Raw genomic sequence first — 20404 nt, 5'->3', positions numbered from 1 at the left:
AGGCCCCGTCTTCATGCTCTGGCCACTGCAGGATCACCCGACCGGGAATCCGCGTTCGACCGCCACCGCTCAAGATCGAAAAGACAACAGCTTCTAAGCCCACCGATCACACTAGGCAGTGTCCTGTGCCCGGTAGGGCGGGGGCGAAGGTCAGCCGTGACGATGGCCTTCGACGCAGAATCGGTTGCCTTCCGGGTCGGCCAGTACGACGTACGGCCGCCCTCCGGGAGGCAGGCTTTCGGCATAGTGCTGCCAGTCGATCCGCTGTGCTCCCAGCGCCACAAGACGATGCACTTCCTCGTCGAGGTCACGGTCACCAGCATCAAGATCGAAGTGGATGCGGGGGAACTCCTCTGCCGGACTTTCGCTCACATCCATGGCGATGGCGACCCCGGACTCACCTGGCGGAGGCTCCAGGACGATCCAGTCGTCACCCTCGTAGCGGGGAGGTCGCTGCACGTATCCCAGTGCATGGCGCCAGAACTCGCCCGCTCGCTTGTCGTTGTTCACGCCCAACGAGACCTGCCCGATCACCGTCATGCCAGCACAGTAGGCGGCCCTCGGGCGTGCATGTGAGCCCTGCCCCTCGATGCCTGTGGTCGCTCGTATTGCCCGTTTGGGCGCGCACCTCGTGCGGGTCTCGGCCCAGGTGTCCAGCCTTGACCTCGGGACGTGTCTCCTCGTGAAGGTGAAAGAACATGCCGACGTACGTCGCCTTGCTGAGCTGGACTGATCAAGGGGCCCAAAACTACAAAGACACCGCGAAGCGCGCCGAGACTTTCGGCTCAGCGGTGCACAAGCTCGGGGCCAAGCTTCTGAGCATCTACTGGACCATCGGTCCATACGACGTTGTGGCTGTCGTCGAGGCGCCTGACGACGAAACCGCCACGGCAGCGCTCCTGCAGCTGGGTGCAGTGGGCAACGTCCGTTCCACGACTCTGCGGGCCTTTGGCCGGGAGGAGATGGAGCGCATCATCGCCAAGGCGGCTGGCTGACGATCACCACTCGGTGTAAGCGCTAGCGGCCGGTGTCGACCCTCGCATCCAGAAGGTCTGTGGCGGGTCGGTCGTTGACGTCTCAACCGCTCTGGTCGCCAGCTTGCCGATCAACCAGCAGGACACCGGTCCTGGCGGCATCTACCCCCGGGTACTCCGGTGAGTGGCACAGCCGACAGCCTCGTCGGGCGGCTGTGGAAGCACAGTGGCGCGTAAGGGGCACGGCAGCGGAAACGGCGAAGGGCCAGTCCGGGAGGATCAAGCCTCTGAACTGGCCCTTCGTTGTGTGCCCCCGGGCAGATTCGAACTGCCGACACCCGCTTTAGGAGTTTGTCACGCTGATGCGGTGATCAGCCCGTCGACGCCTCGCCCCAGCCTGCGCGGTATGCGGACGAGTCTCGTGGTACGGCAATGTGCACTCCTGTTGCCGTCAACTACTGCCGTCATCGCCTTCAGCCACCGCGGTTTTCAAGAGGGCTGTAGCCAGAACGGCGACTACCGCCTTGACATGCGCGAACGTCCCTTCTCGCTGCCCCATGAAGGCTCGGTGGTCCGCCAGGGTCCACAGCGTCAGCCGAAGGCTCAACGGGCAACGGCTCCGCTTTCGGACCTGTTGGTCTGTAGGTTCGAGCGGCGTTGGCAGCGGAGGCGCTGTGCCTGGCCGAGGCGGCTGGGGTTGGGACGGTCGATTCGTTGTCAATCACTCGCACGAGTGGCCACGATCGCGCCATCTCGGCAGCTGGGCCGACCTGCGTGAGGTCAGCCCGGGAGCGGCCTCCACTCGGGCAAACCATCTCATTCAGTCAATAACCCTGATCACCCTTCAAATCCGCTTGAATGATGAATCGTTCCTCTTGGGCAGCGTGCAGGCGAACCACACCGACTGGAGAGGGGCCAGCAGCATGTCCGACTGGAAACACATCAACGGGTCACTGGTGCGGATCGCGGTGGGATCCCGGACCAACGTCTGGGGCGTCAACGCAGCCGGTGCGATCTACCGCTACACCAACAACGACGCCAACCCCTGGATCAACATCCCTGGGTCGCTGTCCGACATCGGCGCGGGCGCCGACGGCACCGTCTGGGGCGTCAACGCAGCACACCAGGTCTACCGGTACACCGGTGACCAGGACACCAACAACTGGAAGCAGATCAACGGCTCGCTGGTTCGGATCACGGTGGGATCCAGGACCAACGTCTGGGGGGTCGACCCCGCGGGTGCGGTCTACCGCTACAGCAACAGCGACGCCAATCCCGCCAATCCCTGGATCAACATCCCTGGGTCGCTGTCCGACATCGGCGCGGGCGCCGACGGCACCGTCTGGGGCGTCAACGCAGCACACCAGGTCTACCGCTACACCGGCGACCGGGACGCCAACAACTGGAAGGGGATCAACGGCTCGCTCAAAGCGATCGACGTAGGCACCCGCACCTGCGTGTGGGGCGTCGACCCCTCCGACGCGATCTACCACTACACCTACAGCGACACCACCCCCGCCAATCCCTGGATCAACATCCCCGGGTCGCTGTCCGACATCGGCGTAGGCGCCGACGGCACCGTCTGGGGCGTCAACGCGGCCGGTGCGATCTACCGCTACATCGGCGACCTGCCCGGCTGATCCGTCCCCTGAGGCGAACCCTGGTGTGCCACGCAACGCCCCCCGGGCACTGCGTGGCACCTCTTTGCTCAGGCTGCTCGGGCCTGTCCGGCGGGCGTAGGTGGTGCTAAGACGCTGTGGGAGATCGATGGATCCGCTGGAGGCCATTGCGGCCGAGGAGTTCCAGGGGGTGTGGACTCAGTGACCGCGCTGGATAACCATTTTGGGAGCGGGGTGGGGTGAGCTGGGGCCTGACCTGTGGGATGCCGACTTCGACGGCTACTGGCTTCGGCCACCACCAGCAGCCGCGGTTTCCCGTGAGTCCCCGCCGGATCTGGCGAGGTTGGGGCACGGGGGAACTTCTGAACTATCGCGAACTCACTCGCGAGTCCTGTTGCCGTCTCACCTTCGCCGAGGACGCCGCCGAGCGCCGCTGCCGGCGCAGAAGCAGCACCATCACTGTGCACACGACGACCGGCACGGTCACCAGCACGGTCCACCACGGGATGCCGAGCCACACCGACGCGGCCCCCACGCCCACGCCGACGCAGATGTTGGTGAAGGCCAGCCACCTGCCGTACGGCTCCCAGACGAAGGGCGCGAAGGCGGTCGGCCTGGCCAGGCGGACCGCGCCGAATACCAGCGACTGGGCCGCGAGGAGTGCGAGGAGGACTCCTAGGGCGGCGTTCCCCTGGTGCTCGTCGCGGGGTGCGTCGGAGGTGTTCTGGCGGACGCCGTCCTTGCTGAGGACGACGATGTCGCGGCGCCAGCCGGTCGCGGTGACCTCGTCGCCCCGATGCAGCTTGTCGAAGAGCGGCCCGGAGTCGCTGAACCGCACGACCCTCTGCCAGGAGTCGTCGCCCTTGTCCTTGAGGGTCGCCTCGTAGGCCGTGACCTTTCCTGTGAACCTGGACTCAGCCTTCGTGACGGTGAAGTGCCAGGTAGTGAGGCAGTCCTTCGCAGCCACATCCTGCGGGGTCGCCTGTGCGGGGCACGGCTCGGCTGCCCGGTAGTGCTCGTAGCGCTCCTGTTGGCCTGGCACCCACACCGTAAACGCCAGGTAGCTCAGCACCGCCCCCATCACAGACAGCACGATCAGCGCCGCGCCCGTGAGCCGCGCCCGGCCCGCCGACTTCCGGTCGGGACCGTCCTTCTTGCCCGCCGTGGCCCACGCCCGCTCTGCCATCGCTGACCCCCTCCACCCATTTTTCATGAGCTGTAGCAGGAATAGCATGGGGCGGAGGGCAGTCGGTGGGCGGGGTACGCGCAGCCGCGGCGGCGAGGCGAGGGCCGGAGAAGGGCTTCCAACAGGCGGCCCGGAATGTCCTTAACACTGAGCACTAGGGGATCCGGCCCCCACACGACCGTAGTGGCCCGCGTGTGACACGACCCCGAACATGACAAAGGGCCAGCCTGGGAAGAAACCCCTCCTGAGCTGGCCCTTTTCGTTGTGCCCCCGGGCAGATTCGAACTGCCGACACCCGCTTTAGGAGTTCGATCCATCAGCCCACCTGGAGCTTTGGTGCTTTCGTTTCTCTCGTGCGTTCGGTCGCTCAAGGCCGTCTCTGTACGCCGTCGTTGATGTCACCTGGTGATGTCAGGTTGGATGGCGTGATGGCGCGTTGAGGTAGATCTGTTCACTGATGGTGGCAACGATGCTGCGGTTCGCCTGCCCGGTCGCAGGTTCCCGGGTGTGCTGATGCCGGGCCTCTCCCTTCACATCCTTCGTAGCGATCTGGCCGAGGTGGTGGAGGCGTGCGCGCGTGGCGATCTGGCCGAGGCCGAGACTCCGCCGGCTTGCTCATGGTGGGCCTCGACGCTCTGTTGACGCGCCTCGGCCCCCCTTGCGGGATGGCCGAGGCTTCGTGCCGCTCATGCGGTGGATCAACGATGCTGAACCCACCACGCGATGCCAGAGACCACAGTGGTGCCGAGTCCGGCAGCGATGCCTCGAACGAGTCCGTGGCCGGCAGTGCGTCCCAGCGCGCGCACGTTGCGGCGCCGGGCTGACGATGTCCACTGGGCACGGGGCGCGCGCACGTTGCGGCGCCGGGCTGACGATGTCCACTGGGCACGGGCGTTCCGCAGCCAGAGCCCCATGCGGGTGGGCAGAGTCGACGGCTTCCGGGGCTGGCCCGTAGCCTTGAGGGTGTTACTGATGGCTCCTCCTGAAGGTCGAGCGATTGGTTGCTTCATCTGGCGGCTCCCTGCGGGAACAGGGGGCCGCCGCCTTTTGGGCGGCGACCAGCGCCGTTTGTCCTCACCTGGGTGGTGGGGTTCAGCCTGCTTCGCCCTTGCGGACTAGGAACTCCACGGTCGAAAGGAGTGGCTCGTCCGGGGCCGAAGTAGGTGCCGCCTGCCCGTCTTCCTTGGTCTCGTCAGCTGCGGAGCAATCAGCCGCTGTCGCGCGCTTGCTGACGTTCAGGTTGTAGGGGGCCTGGAAGGCATATTTGTCGGCGGTCGTCGTGAGGGTAGGCAGAGAAGTGTCGATGTAGATTCCGTACCCAACCGTGGTAAGAACCCCCGTCCTCAGCAGCTCCTCACGCCCTTTGCGGATCGTCTTCGGAGATAGCCCGTACCAGTCCGCAAACACCTCGGGAATATAGAACTGCGGATCGCGTCGGCTCATGCATATGAGCAGCAGCGCCTTACCTGACAGGGTCAGCTTCTCGTGCAGTCCATCGACCCAGTACTGGAACGGCAGCCGGAAGTAGATGTCTTCTAGGGGGCCGTCGGCCAGGCCGATGGGCGGACGGTAGGAGGTGCTCGTGCCGTCCTCCATGAGCTTTGTAATCTTGGTGAACTTGCCGTTCTGGGACCTTTTGATCAAACCGAGTTGCTCAAGCTGGAACCAGAGGCGTGAGACCATGACACTGGCTGAGGCGCCTGGCGCGTGGTGGCCCAGGCAGCGGGCCCAAAGCTCGGACCGCTCGGTCACGTCATACGGGGCTGCGGTGGTGACAGCTGCCATGAGCAGGTACAGGTCCAACGCCCGCTCGCGGCGGGCGCGCACCAGTGCGCTCAGTGGACTCGGAGCCTTGGCGTCTCCACTGTCTCCCTCGACGACACGTTGCACGAGGGACCGGCGGATGGGCACTTCTCTCTTACGCCGCTTTGAGGAGCCCAGGAGCGCGGCGATGCTGTGCTCCTGGGAGAGGCCGCCATCCGGGAGGGGATCGTCGGCCGGTGGAAAAATGATCCGTGGCATAGCCCCAGCATGCACGCTAGGCCGTCGGCCTGAGGCGTCGTCACCGGATGCTGCTCGACATTCGGTTGCTCCCCTGAGCAGGCATTAGATATCCATGATGACTAGTAACGACTATCGGATACAGGAGAGGTGGGCGCGACACCCGTCTCCGCAGATGGGACAGGCTCTAGAAAAAATGATCTTTAACGTCTTGACTCCAAGATCTTTGCTGGTTGTAGGCAGATCCCTTGTCTTTCCTTCCGGACGCCCGTTGCGCCCGTGTCCCGGCTCCGCAGGGTCTGAACGGGAGGGCAACGACCTGTCTTCTTGCCCTGGTTCTTGTCGGGGATCTTGGTGAGCTGGGTTTTTGCTGGTCAGGTGCGGTGGGGTCGCGCGCCTGGTGGTCGTCGTTGGTCGTCGTTGGCCACTGTGGGGCGACCTCGGACGGCCCAGAGACGGCCCAGACAATGACCCGGCGGCCCGTACGACGGCCTACGAGCTGATGGGCAACTCCCGCGCCTGCTGGCGTGCTTGAGCCCGTAGATCCTTCAAGCGACTGTGAAACACGTTGTGACGGTTCTGGTCGAGGTTCAGAGGTAGGTCGAGTTGGGAGATGAGCTGTGACTCCAGGTCCCACGGTTCGCTTTGCTCGATCCAGCACACCCGCGCGTTGTCCGCCATCCACTGGCTGAGGGCGGCTTCGCCGGCCCTGCCGAAGGTCATTCGCTTACCGCTGCCCACGCGGCGCAACGCAAGTCCGAGCAGGCATCCGAGGGTGAGCCGCAGCGTCGAGCCGGCCGCGTTGCCCCGGTAGTGATAGCGCACCCGCTTGCGCAGGTTCTGCGTGCTGGTCCGGTTCGCCATATACCGCGGGGCTATCCCGACGTAGAGCAGACGCCCAACGTCCAGGTCCGGATGGGGCGACTGCTTGAAGTGCCACCCGTAGACCCCTGCAGCCGCCGGAACAGGGCTCGGACGTACCAAGATCTCCCGCGCCGACCACAACCGATCGGGACTGACCAGAGCGGTAGCTTCCACGAACCCTCCAGACGTTCCACGGATGATCGTCGCAGGCTACTGGTCGACGCTGACAGAACGTCCCTCGCCTGTATAGCCCAGCTCGGGGAGCTCAGGTGATCCTCGAGCGATCCAACTGGCCTGCGGCGGGGCGGCGCCTAGACTTGGTCTGCGTCCGCCTTGTTCGCTGCTGTTCCCTGTAGCTACCCGCCAGATCTGGCACGCGTCTGGCACGAGCACAACTGCCGACTCCTCTGATACAACCCTCGATCGAGTGGCGAGCGGTCGAAGCCAATCATGTTCGCCGCTACGGGCTCAAAGTGCGGGATCCCTACCCAAGTTGGAGGTACGGGCCCTAATATGACCTAGATCGATGTGCGTTGAATCTCTCTAAAGAGGTGCACCCACTCGGGACGCTGTCGTCTAGCAGCTGGGAGTTTGGATGAATCCCCTCATCCAAGGACTGTTTAAGAAGTTTCGCGAAGAAGAGGAACTTCTCGAAATCAGCAACCCTGATGCTTTCGAGCTCTTCGCCGCCAGTCTCATTCTTCCAGAAGATCTCATAGCGCAAGTTCAAAAGTCCGACCTGCTCCTTGACCAGGGAGCCATCGGCATAGACGTCATCGCACTTGACGTGAATGGACAGTTGGCCTGGGACGCGGATGACGTGAGAGAAATCTGCGAAAATGCCGCCAAGGTTGAAGTGAGCTTGCACTTCATCCAGGCGAAGCAGTCCGCCTCTGTATCGAGTGCCGAGGTTCTGAGCTTCGGCGACACGGTTCGAAAGTTCCTCAAGAATGACGGTTTCCCTGCGTATCCTCGCATGGAGGCGCTAGCACAGGCGCTCGGAGCGGTATTCGAGAACTATGCGGGCCGCCTCAAGGGTTCACCTTCTGTCTACTTGTACTTCACGACAACCGCGCCGAAGAATGCGGTCTCGTCCGACCCCGTAACGCAGAGAGTCGCTACCGTCACGGAACAGATCGACAGCCTTGGCTTCCTCGGGCGCGTTTCTGTTGCTGTTCTAGGTGCTGACGACATCCACGACGCATGGGTTAGGAAGAACCATGCAAACGAGGTGGAAATTCAATTCGAGAAGCAGGTTAATCTCCCAAAGATGCCTGGGGTCGATCAGGCAATTTTGGGGGTCGTATCGGTAGCTGAACTGCTTAAATTGATCGAAACCGGCGATGAAAAGAACCTTGATGAGCGTGTTTTCTATGACAACGTGCGAGGGTTCAGAGGGGAAGACAACTCGGTCAACATGCAGATCATGGACACCCTAAACTCTACAGAGAGGAGCCTCCTGCCCGTTTTGAATAACGGGGTGACTGTCGTCGCTGCTTCTTATGCTCCTAAGCCAGGAGATGCAGTGGCGGTTTCCGGCTACCAGATCGTGAATGGCTGTCAGACCAGCCACTGTCTCTATTTGTCCAAGCAGTCGCTCGGTGATGCCGTGTCTGAGGTCTACGTACCTATTCGGCTAGTAGTGACCGGGGACGAGGAGGTTGCCACCCAGATCATTCGGGCAACCAATTCTCAGACCGCCGTCCAAGAGAACGACCTGGTGGCTCTCAGTAAGTTCCAGAAGAGGCTGGAGGATTTCTATAAGCTTGATTCTCCAGACTTCAAGCTGACTTACGAGCGTCGTTCCGGTCAGTTCTACAACAAAGAAGTGACCAAGAACCGCATCGTCACCATCAGTGACCAAATGCGCGCTGTCTCAGCCATGTTCCTAGATGCTCCCCACGTTGCTGCTCGGTACGCGAGTAGGCTGTACGATGACATCGGCGCAGCCATCTTCCGAGAGGATCACAAGCTGCTGCCCTATATGGTCAGCGCCTTCGCTGCGTACCGACTTGAAAATGCTTTCAGGTCTGGAGCGTTGGAGTCCGCCTATAAGCCGACCAGGTATCACATCCTCATGGCTCTGAAGTATCACGTACTGGGCGGGAAATCGACTTCCCTTGAGAAGGCAAAGGCGGAGGAGCAGAGTGAGCAGATCATTGTCGCATTGAAGCAGCATGACCTGATCGCGACATTCCGGGAACTGGCTCAATCTGTTATCGCGACTGGCGGCGGACAGATGCCGTCAAGGGACCGGCTTAAGCGGCAGCAATTCACTCAGGATCTGATCACTGAACTCATGAAATCTTGATTGCGGCGGCTCGACCCAGCGTGTGCTCCTGATGTTGGCGGAGTCTCAATGACTCAGTCAAGCCGACAGTGCGCCGCCCACCAGTGTGGGGGCGGCGCACCGTGCCTAATCCAGGCTTTGAGGTCGGGCCTCATCCTTATCAGGTCGATCATCGCAATCCCTCGACGTCAAACAGCCGTACCTGGGTCTTGGCTCGCTGTTCACTGGCGGCCGACGTCGACCGCCGCTGTTCGCGCCCGTTAGCATCAGCCGCTGATGTCAGCCACTACACGTGGCCTTGAAAGCCGAGCCCACCGCCGCCCGCGCAGATGAGACATGGCACCGCGCTGGTGCCCTACGGAGTGAGACGGACGACTGAGCCTTCACCGATTGCCTCGGAGGCATCGATGAGTAGCTTCGTGTAGGCGCGGCGCGACGCGTTTCTGGCCTCAATGGCAGCCAGCTCCAAAGCCTCCTCCGGAGCGTCCCGCAAGGTGGCATACAGCCACTGCATCACTGCACTCTTGTACTCATGGAGTGCTGCATCGGCTATGGCTGCTGAGTTCGCTACGTTGGCAGGACCTTCCACCACGAGCACCGCCCGCAAGTGATCCATAGCAGGGGCTTTTCCGTGTGCTTCGTCAAAAGCGTTCTCTGCTTCCTCTAGGCGCTGCGCACGCAGGTCTGGATCCGGAATCTCAGGGTCTCGATGGAGTAGAACGAAGGCTCGGTGTAGAAGCTCGTTAACCCCTTCATGCGCTTCAACGTACGCGACGTAGGCAGCCTTCCTTGGCTCCCGCAGCATACGCACGTAGTCAGCCTGCACCTGTAGGCGCGCCTGACTGCGAGCGAGTAAGGCCGCGATGATCGCGGCTCCCCCCGTTCCTGCAGCTCCGACCACGGCACCAAGAACGGCAGCAACTCCCGAGTCCATCCGGAGAGTGTGATGGATCTTGGCACCCTTGTCAGCACGGTTGGGAGCGGTAACGGGCAGGGGCCACTGGATTCGTGTTGTCACTAACCGGCCCGCTGAGAACTATTTCCTCAGCCCACCACCCTCCCCAGCTGCCATCCCGTCCGCCGTCGACCCACACACCGTGGAGCGGGCGTGGTTCAGGGCGTCAAGGTGGAGCGCGCCACTGTACGAACGACCTTGACGCCCTGGGCCGCGTCCGCTCGGCTCTGCCTGGGTCGACGGTGGACGGGATGGCAGCACCCCACGCACGCCACCTACGGTCCCGCAGTCGGCAACGGCGCCCCCTCCATCCCGGTGCCGGCCGATCCCCCGCCGGAGGCATTGCTCTGACCGCGACTGCTCTCTGTGTGGTATTCGACTCATGGGTCTCAGCTCGTTCTGTGCGCGGTGCGGTTCCCGGCCGGGCTGGAGCGGGGCGGAGACAGGAGCGCAGGCCCGGCTGGGGGCCGGGCCGCGCGCGCCGCGCTTGCGCGGCGTCTTGAACCCGTAAAGAAGGTTGTTACTCATTGCTTGCGCTTGGCGCGTTCGTGCTCGATGTGGTGCATGACGAACTGGGCGCCGTCGATTATCCGTTGCAGCTTGTCGATCACGTCTTCGCGGGCTGTCTGGATGAGTTGTTCGGGTGATGGGGTGCCCTCGCTGGTGGTGGCTGGGGCCCAATAGGTCTTGTGGCTGCGGTCGCGGACGATCTGCTGACACGTGCGGATGACCCAGTTCATGGCCACGGTGATCTCGTCGCGGTGGAGCTGGTCCATTTCCCAGCCGTCGTTGCGGCCGGATGTGGGTGCGGTGGTCACAGGGCGCCTCCCTGTGGGGCGAGTGCGGTTGAGGTGAGGAGTTCGGCGGTGACGGTGCGGCCGTGTTCGTCGCCTGTGATGCCGAGGTGGTTGGCGAGTGCCATGACGATGCTCAGGCCCCGGCCGTGGGTGGCGTCCTGGTCCGGCTCGGCGGGGTGGGGTGTCTCGGGTTTGCCTCCGTCGTCGGTGACGGAGATCGCTACGACCTGCTTCGACATGGCAAGGGCGACGTGGAAGGTTCCTGTGGGGCTGCCGCTGGCGGTGTGGGTCACGGCGTTGGTGCTGAGCTCGCTGACGATCAGGGCGGCGATGTCTGCGCATGGGTGGTCGCTGAGGATGTCGCGGGTCCAGCGGCGGGCGCGGCCGATCTCTTCTGGGAATCCTGGGCAAGTCAGTCCCCAGGCACGAACGCTACTCATATACTCGTGCATACAAGTTCCTCTATGCTGGTAGGGGCCATGGGTAATGGGTTCGTGCTAGATGAGTCGAGCGCCGTCGTGGGCGCGGACGGCCGGCGGGGTCGTGTGGTCGAGCGCGTCCAGGACGCGGATCGCGTACGCCTCGTCGGCCAGCTCGATGACCTCTTCGCGGGTGGCCCAGCGAAGTGCGCGGGTCTCCGCTCCGGTGGTCGGGGTGCCGTCGATCGCCTCGCAGCGGAAGACCATGGAGACGATCAAGCGGGACATGTTCTTGTAGATGCCGGTGAGGGTCGCGGGGAGCGCGATCTTGATTCCGGTCTCTTCGAGTACTTCCCGTTGCAGGGCGTCGGGGATGGTTTCTCCGGGTTCCAGTACGCCGCCGGGCGGTTCCCACTTACCGTTGTCCCGTCGCTTGATCAGCAACGCGCGACCGGCGTCGTCGACGATGACCCCGGCGACGCTCACGGAGTGCGGGCGATCAGTGCTCACGTTCCTCTGCCCTCTCGGCTGGCTAGGCTCTCCACCGTAGCAACCAGGGTCAGCCGCTCGTCTAGACACCTAAAGGAGTACAAACATCATGCCTTCTCTGACTTCCGTCCTGGGCGCGCTGGACCCGACCAGCGATCGGGCCGTGTTCCGGCAGATCGCCGACCGGCTGCGCGAAGCGATCGACAAGGGCCGCTTCAAGGAGGGTGACAAGCTGCCCTCGGAGACTGAGCTGGTCGAGCACTTCGGCGTCTCACGGATGACCGTCCGCAACGCGCTGGCTCTGCTCCAGCAAGAAGGACTCGCCGTCTCCGAACACGGCAAGGGTGTCTTCGTCCGGCCCCGGCCGCCCGTGCGGCGTCTGGCCTCCGACCGGTTCGCGCGGCGTCATCGTGATCAGGGGAAGTCGGCGTTCACGGTGGAGGCGGAAGCCGCGGGAAGCCGCCCCGAGGTGGACAGCCTGGAGGTCAAGGAGGAGCGGCCCTCGCAGGACATCGCCGCCCGGCTCGGCTCGCCCCGGAAGGTGCTCGCCCGGCGGCGCCGGTATCTCCTCGATGGGCGGCCGGTGGAGTTCGCCACCTCCTATCTGCCGCTCGACCTGGCCCGGGACACACCGATTGCTCAGCCGAACCCGGGGCCTGGTGGCATCTACGCCCGGCTGGAAGAGATGGGTCACCGCCTGGACCACTTCGATGAGGAGATCCGCGCCCGGATGCCCTCGCCTGCCGAGGTGCGGACGCTGCATCTGGCCTCGGGTGTGCCGGTGATCCATCTGATCCGCACTGCCTTCGATGCCGAGGGGCGGGCAGTGGAGGTCTGCGACACCGTGATGGCCGCTGACGCGTACGTCCTCTCCTACCAACTGCCCGCCACCTGACAGGCGGGCCAGATGGCGCGCTGCGCGGCCGTGGTGGGCCGCCTCTCTCAACTCGTACACACCAAGACACATACTCGTATAGACGAGTGGGCAAGTTGTGTGGCATGGTGGTCCCCGTTCCCGCCCGTTCGGGTCGAAGGACAGCAACTCATCTAGATGACTAGATGGTTGAAGTGTGAGAGAAGGAGAAGCAGTTGCGTTCCATCCGTGTTGAGACGTCTACCGCGACGATCCTGCTGACCGAGGCGCCCGAGCCGAAGGTGAAGGACCGGCAGACCGGCGAGATCGCCAAGGATGCCCAGAGCGGTGAGGCCCTGATGCGCCTGGGCGTCGTCTACATCGACGGCGGGGAGTCCTCCCTGCTTCAGGTGACCCTGCCGGAGAGCGGGGTGACCGATGGGCTTGCTCTCGGATCGCCGGTCACTCTGATCGGTCTGGTCGCGCGGCCTTGGGAGAGTGTGTTCAACGGGCAGCAGCGGCACGGCATCGCCTTCCGGGCCGACGCCATCGCCCCGGCCGTCATACCGGTGGGTGCGGGGGCCTGAGCCTGATGACCGATGTGACGACGCTGCTGGAGGTGGGTGGTCCCGTTGCCGCGACGGTCGGCGGGGCCGCCTACCTCCGGGCCAAGCACCCGGCTGCGTACTGGTCGACGGTCGGTCTGCCGGTCTCGACGGTGAAGCTGCTGGGCTCGTACGGGGCGGTCATGGATGCCTGCGGGCTGACCGTGCCACCGTCCCGGCTCCGGGCCTGGGCGATTCACGCGCTCACCCACAGGGAGGTCCGGCCGGTCCCTCCTCGCCGGGGGATCATCCGGCCGACGCCGACCGGGCTGCGGGTCCGGCTGCGGCTGGCCCCGGGACAGGAACCCGCCGACGTGGCGGCCTCGGCGGAACGGCTCCGGCACGCCTGGGGTGTCCACGGCGCGTACGTCGAGGAGATCAAGCCGGGTGTGGTCGAGCTGAGGCTGATCGGCTTCGACGTCCTGCGGAAGGTCCGGATGCCTCGCAAGACGGCTGGCGGGTTTCTGAAGGTGCCGGTGGCGCTGCGGGAGGACGCGACGCCGTTCGTGCGGGACTACCGGGCCATCCCACATCAGCTCACCCTGGGTGCCACGTTGTCGGGGAAGTCGATGTTCCTGCGGCACCTGATCACCGGGCTGGCGCGGCAACCGGTCGCGCTGGTTGGGATCGACTGCAAGCGGGGCGTGGAGCTGGCGCCGTTCGCTCCACGGCTGTCGGCGCTGGCGACCGATCCTGTGCAGGCGGCCGAGTTGCTGCCGGTGCTCGTTGAGTTGATGGAGGACCGGTACGACCTGATCAAGGCCCGGCAGGGCATTGCCCCGAGCACTCCGGATGAGGAGATCACCTCTGACATCTGGGGGCTTCCGGAGGATGAGCGGCCGGTGCCGGTGGTGCTGCTCGTGGACGAGGTGGCCGAGCTGTTCCTTGTTGCTACGCGGAAGGACGAGGAACGGCGGGACGAGATGGTCACCCAGCTCATCCGGCTTGCCCAACTCGGTCGCGCGGCAGGCATCTACCTGGAGGTGTGCGGGCAGCGGTTCGGCGCCGAGCTGGGCAAGGGCGCGACAATGCTGCGGGCTCAGCTCACGGGTCGGGTGTGCCACCGCGTGAACGATGAAGCCTCCGCGAAGATGGCGCTGGGCGACATCGCCCCGGAAGCGGTCGGCGCGGCCTGTGCCATCGCACCTGAACGGCCCGGCCTCGCGGTCGCGGGGGACACCTCCGGCGGCTGGTCCCGCATCCGCACCCCGTACCTGTCCCTCGCCGACGCTGCCGCCGTCTGCCGCGACAACGCGCACCTCGTGCCGGACCTGCCCGCGCTCGAACCGTTCCGGCCCGCCGTGCCGGCCGTCCCGGTGAGCGCTCCCGTTTCGCTGGTCAAGCCCGTTCCGGCTACTGAGTAACCCCCTCATCACACGGTCGGCGTGACCGTATCGCGCCAAGTCCCTACCCCCGCCATGCCTGAACCCGGAAGGAATCGACCATGTCCCGACCCTCGATCTCCGAGGTCTCCGCCCTCATCGCCGACCTGGCCAACTACCGCAAACACAGGGTCGGCGACCTCGCCGACCTGATGAGCCGCAAGGCAGACCTGTTGGAACGCATCGCCGCCGACAGCGCTGGTGACACCGAGGCTGCTGAGGTCGCCGCCATTGCCCGCGACAGGGCCGACGCGCTCAAGGGCGCCGACTGACCGGAAAGGAAACCATGCGCACTCACCTGGCGCGTGTTGACGCGGTGCTCGTGCAAGCGGTCATCGCCGCCGCGCTGTCCTTCGCCCACATCCATGACCTCGCCTCGGCGGCCGGGCAAGCCGGGTGGAAAGCCTGGGCCTATCCAGTGTCCGTTGACCTGCTGCTCGTGGCGGCCTGGCGGCGGTTGAGGTCCGGGGCGTCCAAGGCAGCGGGCTGGTGCTGGTTCGTCGTCGCCCTGACCGCGTCGCTCGGAGCGAACGTCGCCACCGCCGGGCTGCTCGACCTGGACGACGTACCGGCCTGGCTGCGCATCCTCGTCGCCGGATGGCCCGCCGTCGCCTTCCTCGGCGGAACCCTCCTCGCCCACACCGCACCAGCCGCTGAACCCGTGCCAGTGGCTGCCGAGCCGGAAACTGCGGGGCCACCCATCGAACCGGAACCCGAGAAGCCGCAACTGCCCACCACACACGTTCCGGCTGCCCTCGTCACCCACGCACGCAAGCTCGCCGACGAGCACCACGCTCGCACGGGCTCACCCATCGACCCCGGCACCCTGCGTGCCCGTCTCAACGTCCCCGCGCCACTCGCCGACGCCATCGCCGCCCGCCTCTGAGGGGAGTCCCCATGTCGCTCCGCCGCTTCCGCAACATCGCTCGCATCGGCCCTGTCCGGGTCGGCACCGCCTACGACCAGCGGGGCCGCGAGAAGCACACCGCCGTATGCACCGCGCCGCGCTGCGACTTCTCCGCCGACTACGACACCCGGGCCGCCGCCGAGTTGGCCGCCCGTACCCACCGCTGCCCCGTCCGCTGAAGGAGATCCGCCCGTGACTGTCAGCCTGCCTCTGATCTTCGTCCTCGGAGCCATCACCTGGTTCGCGATCAAGTTCCTCGGCGTCCGTGTGTGGGTGGTCGTCGTGATCGCTCTGTTCGGCTTCTGGCTCTCCCACACCGTTCTCGCCCCGGTCATCGAATCCGGTACGCGCTCCGGTGTGGACGTCGTCAACCGCTAACACCACTCACCTAGACGAGTAGCTGAGAGGAGATCCATCGTGTTCCGACCCAAGTTCCCCGAGGCCCCCGCCCTGCCCTCCGCACACGTGATCAGCCCGAGCGTCCCGGCCGTCCAGCACAGCCACGCCCCGGCCTGCTCCTGCCAGCACACCGCGCCCGCGCCCGCTCATCGGATGGTGCCCGGGGTCAGCGCTGGGACCGTCGCTGCCGTGGTCACCGTCGGCATCGTCCTGACGGCCCTGCTCGCCGCCGTCGCCATCACGGCCGTATCCGTCGCGGTCGCCGCCGTCGTCATGCGCTCACTGCTCAGCAACCAGCGGCGCCGCTGAACCGCAACACGACTGCCGGGGCGGCCTCGATACCGCCAAGCATCCGCCGCCCCGGCAGCCCAACCCCTCTCGACCAGAGCCGAAAGAGGAGACCCCATCATCACCCGCACCACCCCGCCACCGCTGCCCGAACTGGGCACCCTGGCAGCACTCGGCACCATGCCCGCCTTGCTCCGCCAACTCTCCGGCCTCGGCGGCTGCACCCATCCGATCCGCTTCGACGGTCACCGCACCGAGCACCAGGTCGACCGGCAGACCGGCGAGATCGGGCGCGTTCTCCATCGCCTGGACTCCGCCGAATTGCCTGCCGGGCATCTGCTGGTCCGCTGCAACAACCGCCGAGTCACCCGCTGCCCGGCCTGCGCTGAGACCTACCGCCGCGACACCTTCCACCTGATCACCGCCGGACTACGCGGCGGCAAAGGCACCCCCGAGGAGGTAGCCACGCACCCCCGTGTCTTCGCCACCTTCACCGCACCCAGCTTCGGCCCCGTCCACAACCGACCCACTGCCCCCGGCGGCACCGTCCGGAGCTGTCGTTGCGGCGTCCACCACGACCAGGACGACGACGCGCTTGGCGCTCCGCTGGACCCGGACACGTACGACTACGAATCCGCCGTGCTCTGGAACGCCCACGCCGGGCCCCTGTGGCGGCGCTTCTCGATCTACCTACGGCGAGAGGTCGCCAAGCGCGCCGGGCTCACGCAACGGGCCTTCCGTGACCATGCCCGGCTGTCCTTCGCCAAAGTCGCCGAGTACCAGAAGCGCGGCGCCGTCCACTTCCACGGTGTCATCCGGCTGGACGGCCCGGAAGGAGGTGACACCCCGCCGCCGGCCTGGGCCACAACCGAGCTGCTGACCGACGCAATCCGCGCTGCCGCAGCAAAGGCGGAGGTGAAGGGGCCGGTGATCGACGGCCGGGCTCATCGCTTCGCCTTCGGCCGTCAGCTCGACGTACGGCCCATTCGTGGGCCCGAGCTGGACGGTGGGACGGCGCTGACTGATCGGGCGGTTGCCGCGTACATCGCCAAGCACGCCACCAAAGGCGCCGAGACGGCGACCGGGGCTCTCGACCGTCCGATACGGCTTATCGCCGAGCTGGCGCAGATCGACGTCCCCGAGCACACCCGCCGCCTGATCCGCACGGCTTGGGCCCTCGGGGCTCGGAAGGACCTGGAAGACCTCCGGCTGCGCGCCTGGGCTCACATGCTCGGCTTTCGGGGCCACTTCTCCACCAAGTCCCGCCGCTACTCCACCACCCTCGGCGCACTCCGCAATGCCCGCGCCGCGTGGCGACGGGCCCAAGTCGCCGCCGAGCTGGAGCAAGAAGAGACCACGCTCGTCCTCGCCCACTGGGCCTACGCCGGGACCGGCCTCACGCCCGCCGAGGAATGGCTTGCGGCCACCGTCACCCCTGCCCCCGGAACGGAAGGAGAACCGACCCATGCATGACGACGAGCTGTTGACCGTGCGGGAAGTGATGGCCCGGCTGCGGCTCGGCCGTTCCACTGTCTATGACCTCATCCGGTCCCGCCGTCTTCCCTCGATCACCATCGGCCGCGCCCGGCGCATCCCCGCCGCCGCACTCCGCCAGTTCATCGACCACCAGATTGCCGAGGCCGCCTGATGCCACCCCAGCGCAAACGCAACCCCAACGGCGCGGGCACCATCACCCGGCGCAAGGATGGCCGTTACCAGTGCGCGGTCTACGTCCTTCAGCCGGACGGCACCCGCGCCCGGAAGTTCGCCTATGGCAAGACCTGGGCCGAGTGCGACGCCAAACGCCGCGAGTTGCTGGCCAAGGTCGACGGCGGCATACCCGTGCCGACCCGTTCGGCCAAGCTGTCCGAATGGCTGCCGTACTGGCTGGACAACGTCATCAAGCCGCGTCGCAAGCTGAGCACCTTCGATAAGTACGAGGCACACGTTCGGCTCTACCTCGCGCCGATGCTCGGGGCCAAGCGGTTGGAATCGTTGGGCGTCGCCGACGTACGGCGCTTCCTCGTCCGGGTGGAGAAGAAGACCACCGCCGCCACTGCCAAGGAGTCACACCGCGTGCTGCGTACCGCGCTCTCGGCGGCCTGCCGCGAGGAGCTGATCACGCGGAACGTCGCCTCCTTGGTCGAGCCGCCTCGGCCGAAGGCTCGTGAGCTGAGCCCGTGGACGCTGGATGAGACGCTGGACTTCCTCACCGCCGCTCGCCGGGACCCGCTGTACGCGGCCTTCGTGCTGGCCATCACCATGGGCCTGCGCCGAGGTGAGATCGTCGGCCTTCGCTGGGCGGACGTAGACCTGGAGAAGCGCGTTCTCTACGTCCGCCAGCAGACGCAGCGTCGGCGTGGAGTGTTGTACGACGATGACCCCAAGGGCCGGCGCCGTCGAGCCGTCCCGCTTCCCGCCATGTGCATCGCTCCGCTGCGCTGGCACCGGATGCGACAGGCCGAGATACGGGAGCGTGCGGGGGAGAAGTGGGAGGGCAGCGGGCACGTCTTCAGCACCCGCACCGGCCGCCCGGTCGAGCCGCGGAACGTCTACCGCTCCTTTACTCGTATCGCTGAGAAAGCCGGGATCCGGGTCATCCGGCTGCACGACGCCCGGCACGGCACCGCCACCCTGCTGACGGCGGCCGGGGTCGCGCCTCGCGTCGTGATGGAGATCCTGGGGCACAGCCAGATCAGCATCACCATGGACGTCTACACGCATGTCGTCCAGGACACCCAGCGGGAGGCCATCAGCCACATGGACCGGCTGCTCAAAAGACACCCCAGTCGTCAGTGACTATCTCCGACGTCCGCTGCGAAGCCCCCGACCCTTTCAGGCTGGGGGCGTCCGCTCAAGCCTGCCGAGATTCAGACACACGACCTCACAGGGCGCAACATGTGACGGATGGTCAGCGAACGAACCAGCCCGCTCCTAGTGCACAGGCCGTTGTGGTGCTGATGAGCGCCAGCAGCCTGTACGGTGCGCGCTCCACTGTCACGCGGACACCACCGCAGCGGAGATCGAAGATGGGCTTTGTTGAGGCAGTCGTATCAGATACCGGATGCTGGACATGAGTTGCCGTCACTCGGTGCTTGTCTCGGTGGTTGGTCACGAGACCTCCTCTTCGTCGAAGCGCATGACATAGCGCCGCGCACACGTAGGTGGTGTGCGGTTCTGGACGCACCCGACTTTGAGGGAAGAGCTAGTTAGCGGCGCAAGTCGATTCAGAGATCAGCGTTAGTTACCCAAACTAGCATTTCAAGATCACTTACGGGGCCATGTTCCGATTGACCTGCGGTTATGTATCTCCTTCTCGTGGTTGGAAGCGAGAGGCTGGCATGCTCAGTATGTGCGGGGGCGTGATCGTCGGCCCTGCAACGAGAACCGTAGTTGCGTCATGGCGACAACCGCGGTTGCCGCAGTTGGTCCATGGTGACAACTACGGTTGTCGCCATGGACCAACCAGAACTCGCTGATGAGGGTGTGCCGGGAGGCGACGCCGACGGTGTGCGCGATCCAGCATGGCGCGAGCCTGACGATCTTGAAATTTCCGAGCTGTTCGACCAAATGCGCCGGGCGGCCCATGGTCTAGCACGGCGAATCTCGTCGCGAAGCCGAGAGTGCATGGACAACGGCCACACTGCTCCGGCAGGCGTGACTCGGTACGTTGACTGGCAGCTTGCTCACCTGCATGTGCTGCGTTACATGCAAGAGGTTGTTCAGGACCTTGCTGCGGATGCTGCACAGGCTGCTGGCGGAATGGGGGCCAGCTATGGCCAAGTTGGAGCTGCCTGGGGGATCTCCCGGCAGGCTGCGCGGAAGAAGTGGCCCCCAGCAGGTGACGCCGGAGAGGCTTTGCCAGAGAAGTTCTCTGTAGAGAGGTACGGAGGAAGCGCAGAAGTTAGCCGCGTTCCGGGGAGATCTGCGTGGACGTGGACGGGGCGCGGTTGCGATGGCGCCTATCAGGAGGCTGGGGAGAGCTGTGACAGCCCGTGGGCGGCCTTGATCGAGGCTGACGCTTTCCTGCGAGACCACTTCGTGGCGCTTGGGTGGCGTGACGGCGTCGACGTGCCTTTCGTATTCCTGGAGGATCTCGGGCGGGACACTTGTTGGTGTGCCGAAGTCGACGACTGACGCTCTGGCCGTGGGGTGCCACGGATCAATCAGCTTGACGCTGCTGCAGAGCCTCTTCCGCGAGGCCCTGGCAGGCAGTGTGAGGACATGATCCACACGGGCTGGTCCGTCAGGAAGCTCCCCGGTCGTCAGTGACTGCCCCCGTTGATGTCAGACGTGGATGTCAAACGCCCCGGACCGTGATCGGTCCGGGGCGTTTTGGCTGGTGCCCCCGGCAGGATTCGAACCTGCGATGGTGC

General features: G+C 65.3%; 23 protein-coding genes. 15 read left to right on the top strand and 8 right to left on the bottom strand.

Features of this window, described 5'->3' with window-relative positions:
* Window positions 1–150: 150 nt before the first annotated feature.
* Window positions 151–540, bottom strand: a complete 390-nt coding sequence (locus ACWDSL_RS41645; RefSeq protein WP_450493383.1) for a VOC family protein — start codon at window positions 538–540, stop codon at window positions 151–153.
* Window positions 541–698: 158 nt separating this feature from the next.
* Here ACWDSL_RS41645 and ACWDSL_RS41640 point away from each other — a divergent pair, with 158 nt between their 5' ends.
* A complete protein-coding gene (locus ACWDSL_RS41640) occupies window positions 699–995 on the top strand; it encodes a GYD domain-containing protein (protein WP_450493381.1) in 297 nt (98 codons plus the stop codon).
* A gap of 902 nt (window positions 996–1897) precedes the next feature.
* Window positions 1898–2614: a tectonin domain-containing protein gene (locus ACWDSL_RS41635; RefSeq protein ID WP_450493379.1), complete on the top strand. Its 717-nt coding sequence runs from the start codon at window positions 1898–1900 to the stop codon at window positions 2612–2614.
* Window positions 2615–2960: 346 nt separating this feature from the next.
* On the opposite strand, the gene ACWDSL_RS41630 is transcribed toward ACWDSL_RS41635, so the two are convergent.
* Window positions 2961–3779: a hypothetical protein gene (locus tag ACWDSL_RS41630; RefSeq protein ID WP_450493378.1), complete on the bottom strand. Its 819-nt coding sequence runs from the start codon at window positions 3777–3779 to the stop codon at window positions 2961–2963.
* A gap of 447 nt (window positions 3780–4226) precedes the next feature.
* On the opposite strand from ACWDSL_RS41630, the gene ACWDSL_RS41625 reads away from it, so the two are divergent.
* Window positions 4227–4421, top strand: coding sequence for a DUF6959 family protein (locus ACWDSL_RS41625; RefSeq protein ID WP_450493386.1), 195 nt, complete (start codon window positions 4227–4229; stop codon window positions 4419–4421).
* A gap of 450 nt (window positions 4422–4871) precedes the next feature.
* On the opposite strand, the gene ACWDSL_RS41620 is transcribed toward ACWDSL_RS41625, so the two are convergent.
* Window positions 4872–5801, bottom strand: coding sequence for a hypothetical protein (locus tag ACWDSL_RS41620; RefSeq protein WP_450493377.1), 930 nt, complete (start codon window positions 5799–5801; stop codon window positions 4872–4874).
* A 471-nt stretch (window positions 5802–6272) separates the two neighbouring features.
* Window positions 6273–6644, bottom strand: a complete 372-nt coding sequence (locus ACWDSL_RS41615; RefSeq protein WP_450493375.1) for a GIY-YIG nuclease family protein — start codon at window positions 6642–6644, stop codon at window positions 6273–6275.
* A 595-nt stretch (window positions 6645–7239) separates the two neighbouring features.
* On the opposite strand from ACWDSL_RS41615, the gene ACWDSL_RS41610 reads away from it, so the two are divergent.
* A complete protein-coding gene (locus ACWDSL_RS41610; protein ID WP_450493374.1) occupies window positions 7240–8955 on the top strand; it encodes an AIPR family protein in 1716 nt (571 codons plus the stop codon).
* 334 nt (window positions 8956–9289) lie between these two features.
* Here the strand turns inward: ACWDSL_RS41610 and ACWDSL_RS41605 are convergent, their stop codons facing one another.
* The 4 genes from ACWDSL_RS41605 to ACWDSL_RS41590 all read right to left on the bottom strand — a co-directional run bounded on the left by ACWDSL_RS41605 (window position 9290) and on the right by ACWDSL_RS41590 (window position 11591).
* Window positions 9290–9868, bottom strand: a complete 579-nt coding sequence (locus ACWDSL_RS41605; RefSeq protein ID WP_450493373.1) for a hypothetical protein — start codon at window positions 9866–9868, stop codon at window positions 9290–9292.
* Between the two features lie 545 nt (window positions 9869–10413).
* Window positions 10414–10707 (bottom strand): hypothetical protein, encoded by a 294-nt coding sequence (locus ACWDSL_RS41600; RefSeq protein WP_450493372.1) that lies wholly within the window; start codon window positions 10705–10707, stop codon window positions 10414–10416.
* Window positions 10704–11138, bottom strand: coding sequence for an ATP-binding protein (locus ACWDSL_RS41595; protein WP_450493370.1), 435 nt, complete (start codon window positions 11136–11138; stop codon window positions 10704–10706). The genes ACWDSL_RS41600 and ACWDSL_RS41595 overlap by 4 nt, the downstream gene beginning before the upstream one ends.
* Window positions 11139–11183: 45 nt before the next feature.
* Window positions 11184–11591 carry an NUDIX hydrolase gene (locus tag ACWDSL_RS41590; protein ID WP_450493385.1) on the bottom strand — a complete coding sequence of 136 codons (408 nt, stop codon included), beginning with the start codon at window positions 11589–11591 and terminating at the stop codon, window positions 11184–11186.
* A 112-nt stretch (window positions 11592–11703) separates the two neighbouring features.
* On the opposite strand from ACWDSL_RS41590, the gene ACWDSL_RS41585 reads away from it, so the two are divergent.
* The 11 genes from ACWDSL_RS41585 to ACWDSL_RS41535 all read left to right on the top strand — a co-directional run bounded on the left by ACWDSL_RS41585 (window position 11704) and on the right by ACWDSL_RS41535 (window position 18827).
* Window positions 11704–12489, top strand: a complete 786-nt coding sequence (locus ACWDSL_RS41585; protein WP_065962457.1) for a GntR family transcriptional regulator — start codon at window positions 11704–11706, stop codon at window positions 12487–12489.
* A gap of 194 nt (window positions 12490–12683) precedes the next feature.
* A complete protein-coding gene (locus ACWDSL_RS41580; protein WP_450493368.1) occupies window positions 12684–13034 on the top strand; it encodes an SCO3933 family regulatory protein in 351 nt (116 codons plus the stop codon).
* 5 nt (window positions 13035–13039) lie between these two features.
* Window positions 13040–14416, top strand: a complete 1377-nt coding sequence (locus tag ACWDSL_RS41575; RefSeq protein WP_450493366.1) for an FtsK/SpoIIIE domain-containing protein — start codon at window positions 13040–13042, stop codon at window positions 14414–14416.
* An 80-nt stretch (window positions 14417–14496) separates the two neighbouring features.
* Window positions 14497–14706: a hypothetical protein gene (locus tag ACWDSL_RS41570; RefSeq protein ID WP_450493364.1), complete on the top strand. Its 210-nt coding sequence runs from the start codon at window positions 14497–14499 to the stop codon at window positions 14704–14706.
* Between the two features lie 14 nt (window positions 14707–14720).
* Window positions 14721–15320, top strand: a complete 600-nt coding sequence (locus ACWDSL_RS41565; protein WP_450493363.1) for a DUF2637 domain-containing protein — start codon at window positions 14721–14723, stop codon at window positions 15318–15320.
* Window positions 15321–15331: 11 nt separating this feature from the next.
* A complete protein-coding gene (locus tag ACWDSL_RS41560) occupies window positions 15332–15520 on the top strand; it encodes a mobile element transfer protein (protein WP_014177726.1) in 189 nt (62 codons plus the stop codon).
* A 13-nt stretch (window positions 15521–15533) separates the two neighbouring features.
* Window positions 15534–15719 carry a hypothetical protein gene (locus ACWDSL_RS41555; RefSeq protein WP_014177725.1) on the top strand — a complete coding sequence of 62 codons (186 nt, stop codon included), beginning with the start codon at window positions 15534–15536 and terminating at the stop codon, window positions 15717–15719.
* A gap of 39 nt (window positions 15720–15758) precedes the next feature.
* Window positions 15759–16049, top strand: coding sequence for a hypothetical protein (locus tag ACWDSL_RS41550; protein WP_450493361.1), 291 nt, complete (start codon window positions 15759–15761; stop codon window positions 16047–16049).
* A 159-nt stretch (window positions 16050–16208) separates the two neighbouring features.
* Entirely contained in the window at window positions 16209–17501 is a 1293-nt protein-coding gene (locus ACWDSL_RS41545; protein ID WP_450493359.1) for a replication initiator, read from the top strand.
* Window positions 17494–17676 (top strand): helix-turn-helix domain-containing protein, encoded by a 183-nt coding sequence (locus tag ACWDSL_RS41540; protein ID WP_450493357.1) that lies wholly within the window; start codon window positions 17494–17496, stop codon window positions 17674–17676. The genes ACWDSL_RS41545 and ACWDSL_RS41540 overlap by 8 nt, the downstream gene beginning before the upstream one ends.
* Complete coding sequence (locus ACWDSL_RS41535; RefSeq protein WP_450493355.1) at window positions 17676–18827, top strand: tyrosine-type recombinase/integrase; 1152 nt, start codon at window positions 17676–17678, stop codon at window positions 18825–18827. The genes ACWDSL_RS41540 and ACWDSL_RS41535 overlap by 1 nt, the downstream gene beginning before the upstream one ends.
* The last annotated feature ends 1577 nt before the right edge of the window (window positions 18828–20404 follow it).

Source organism: Streptomyces sp. NPDC000941 (genome assembly GCF_053599555.1).
Note: the sequence above shows the minus strand (reverse complement) of the source record. Positions and strands in the feature narration are given on the sequence as shown.